4 protein-coding genes are annotated in these 3,154 nt (G+C 53.4%); 2 read left to right on the forward strand and 2 right to left on the reverse strand.

All coding sequences use genetic code 11. The features are described 5' to 3' along the window. Together mraW and B2R48_RS10440 are read right to left on the reverse strand one after the other, a co-directional pair. Positions 1-359: 16S rRNA (cytosine(1402)-N(4))-methyltransferase (gene mraW / locus B2R48_RS10435; protein ID WP_296999936.1), on the reverse strand; the 359-nt coding region annotated here is incomplete at its 3' end. Further along, positions 356-859 carry a division/cell wall cluster transcriptional repressor MraZ gene (locus B2R48_RS10440; RefSeq protein WP_062956263.1) on the reverse strand — a complete coding sequence of 168 codons (504 nt, stop codon included), beginning with the start codon at positions 857-859 and terminating at the stop codon, positions 356-358. The genes mraW and B2R48_RS10440, both read right to left, overlap by 4 nt. 584 nt (positions 860-1,443) lie before the next feature. On the opposite strand from B2R48_RS10440, the gene B2R48_RS10445 reads away from it, so the two are divergent. Next, on the forward strand, positions 1,444-2,196 hold the full coding sequence (locus tag B2R48_RS10445; RefSeq protein ID WP_062956261.1) for an EF-hand domain-containing protein: 753 nt from the start codon (positions 1,444-1,446) through the stop codon (positions 2,194-2,196). Positions 2,197-2,290: 94 nt separating this feature from the next. Then, a partial coding sequence (locus B2R48_RS10450) for a CorA family divalent cation transporter (RefSeq protein WP_296999943.1) occupies positions 2,291-3,154 on the forward strand: 864 nt, incomplete at its 3' end.

A 3,154-nucleotide genomic window follows, 5' to 3' on the forward strand; every position in this document is an offset into this window, starting at 1 on the left:
GCCTGATCAAGCTGCATGGATGAAACACCGATATCAAGAACGATGCCATCGACCTGTTCTGGACCTGCTTCGGGGATAAGGCTACCCATATCGCCAAAGCATCCCTCGACCATGTGGAAGCGACCGTCATATTCGGCTTCAAGCTGTTTGCCTGTGGCAACGGCGGTTGGATCGCGGTCGATGCCGTAAAGCTCGCAATTGGCAGAATCAAGAATGGCGCGGGAGTAACCGCCTGCGCCAAAGGTGCCGTCAACCATGATCTCGCCGTCACGCGGTGCAAGGGATTCTAGTACCTCGCGTAGCAGGACCGGCTTATGTGGACGGTCTTCGGTGGCAAAGCTCAGGTCCTTGTCGCTCATGATGCGTCCTCCTCATCCGCGGTGCCGGGACGTGCACCTTTGGGGAGTTCGGACATCGGTTTGAGCTTTAATGTCGCACCACGGTTGAGCGTGCGGGTCCGGCTGGCTTCTTGCAGGGGTTTGAAGATGTCAGGGTTCCACAGGCGGAAGGTGCGACCACGGCCGACAAAGGCGACCTGGTCTTCGATACGGGCGAATTCGATCAGTTCTGCAGGCAGAATGATGCGGCCTTCGCCGTCGTAAGGAAGCATATGCGAGGAGCCAAGGATGGTGTCTGCCAGATCGTCGGCCTCGTCAGAGAACATGTCGAGTTCATCAAGCGATGCGGCAATGCGCTCCATATGGCTGTGGCTACAGCCTTCAAGCGCGCTTTCCTTGTGGGATTGATACAGATAGATGCCGGCGAATTCTTCTTGGTCAAGGGCCGCACGGAACCGCTTGGGGACGGATACGCGCCCCTTCCGGTCCAGCTTGTGAATGTGCGTCCCTGTGAACAGCACGTCGCCATTCCCCTGATCAAAAATCCGATCTCAAACCTCGGGCCCTGATGGGCTGTCTTGCGACTGTGTGATGTCTGAAATGGATATGCCCCGCATGGCACGGAATTTGTGCCTCTTTATGGGGTACCATGGGAAATGATGGGGGTCAATGGGATTTGATGGGCCAATACGTGATGTTTTGGCGCTTCCCGAGGGTTTCTGCGGTATATGCAGAAAGGCTGAATTCGGTCAAAAATCGCGGAAAATCAGCATGGTTCCATTATGTGCCCATAAAATCCCAAACTCGTTCCATGGGGTCCCATGGGAAGACCATTGAAAAACCGGAATTCGGGTTTTTATGGATCAGATTTGGCATCGGGTTTTGATGGAGTGCCGAAGACAGTTTGCGATTTGATGTCCAATCGGGTTTGATGCGCGGGCAAACTCCTGCAAAATGTCAAAATGATCTTTGATGGTCTTTTTGATCAATTTGATCGGCCATCAGGGTTGAATATGGCCCCGAACGGGGCAGGATCATCTGGCGCGGGGCAGCGTCAGTGAAACGAAGGAAGCGATTGTTGCGGATAAAAGCTGCCATTCTATTAATGGGTTGCGCATTCTCCGGTGCGTTTTTCCTGCCCGGGCTTGGTGCTGTTTCTGGCGGGACGGCGTTTGCGCAAGGCTTGCCCCTTGATCCGGCCGGTGGCGGATCAAATTCGCCAGAAGTCTCATCGCCGCAGATGCGCGAATTGCTGCCCTTGATTATGAAACAACTGCAAAACAATCCGGAACTGATGTCGCAATTCGGTTTGGGCGGACTTTCAGGGCTGAATGGTCTTGATGGGGGCGGTTCCAGCACAGGTATGCCTGGTGTGCCCGGTATGTCAGCTGACGGTGCTGCCAATATCCCCGGACTGAGCGAAGCAATTGCAAAGGCCCTTGCCCAGCAAAATGGTGGAACGGGTGTTGCACCGTCCGGCATCCCTGAACAGGTCAGGGTGTATCGCGAACAGTATCATCCAATTGATATTGATCAGGATGGCCGTATCAGTCCAGACGAAGCCGCTGCCTATGCAAGCTGGATGTTTAGGCGCCGTGACATTAACGGCGACAATGTGCTTGTCGCACGCGAATTTGCCGCGGTTGAAAAACTGCCCGGTTCTGCAGAAGCCAATCGCCAAAGACTGCGTACCGAAAGCCGCCGACTGGATTTATTGTTTCCCGATTACGACGCGGACGGGGACAAGATGGTCACCAAGGAAGAGTTTATGGCAAAAGCGCGCACGACTTATGATGAAAAGCGTGGAAACGATCAGGATATCGACCCGTTTTCCTTTCAGACAGTGTTGCCGTTTTAGGCGTGATTTCGTCTGAAACGCATTCATCGCATGACAAGCAAGACATAAACTGGCATCCGATATAGTCGGTAAGCCGGAAATGACGGAGAGGCTCATGGACACCAACGAATTTTTTGCTCCGGTGCGCGCGACGACTGACGACACCAACACAGCAACTCCGATCGAAACGCAGTCCTCTGCCAGTGTTGATGCCGGTGAAGTTACGTCTGCCAAGCCTACGGGAGGCAAGGCTGATCGTCTTCCGGTCTGGGTCGATTTGCATTCTCCGACACCCGAAGAAATTCACGAGATTGAAGAACGATTTGGCATTGAGATGCCAACCCGTGAAGAAATGCAGGAAATTGAGCTGTCATCGCGCCTGTATGAAGAGGACGGGGCACTGTTCATGACCGTTTCGGTTCTGACCAAGGCAACCACCGATGCGCCGCAGACGACCGCTGTTACCTTCATTTTGGTCAAGAAAACCCTGATAACGGTGCGATATGCTGATCCGGTGCCATTCAAGACCTTCATCCGCCGGGTAAAGCGCAGCCCGTCGCTTGCCAATAGCGCAGAGACGGTTTTGTTTGGTCTGCTCGAACAGATTGTTGATCGTCTTGCTGATTTGATGGAGCAGACCACGATTGATCTTGAAAAACTGTCCAATCAGGTCTTTGCCAGTCCCGAAGATCAAGATTCTGATGGTGATCATCGCGAAACCCTGCGTCAGATTGGACGTACCGGCAACCTGTCGGGCAAGGCCAAGGACAGTCTTTTGAACCTGCATCGTCTGGGCTTGTTCCTTTCAACACAGGCGCGACTAAAAAAGGACGCCAAGGCGCGTCTCAAGATCCTGTCGCGTGATATTGTCTCGATCACCGAGCACGCCAATTTTATCGCCAACAAGGTAACCTTCCTGCTTGATGCGACACTTGGCATGATCAGTCTCGAGCAGAACAACATCATCAAGATCTTCTCG

The organism is Thalassospira sp. UBA848 (genome assembly GCF_002295455.1).
Classification (GTDB): domain Bacteria; phylum Pseudomonadota; class Alphaproteobacteria; order Rhodospirillales; family Thalassospiraceae; genus Thalassospira.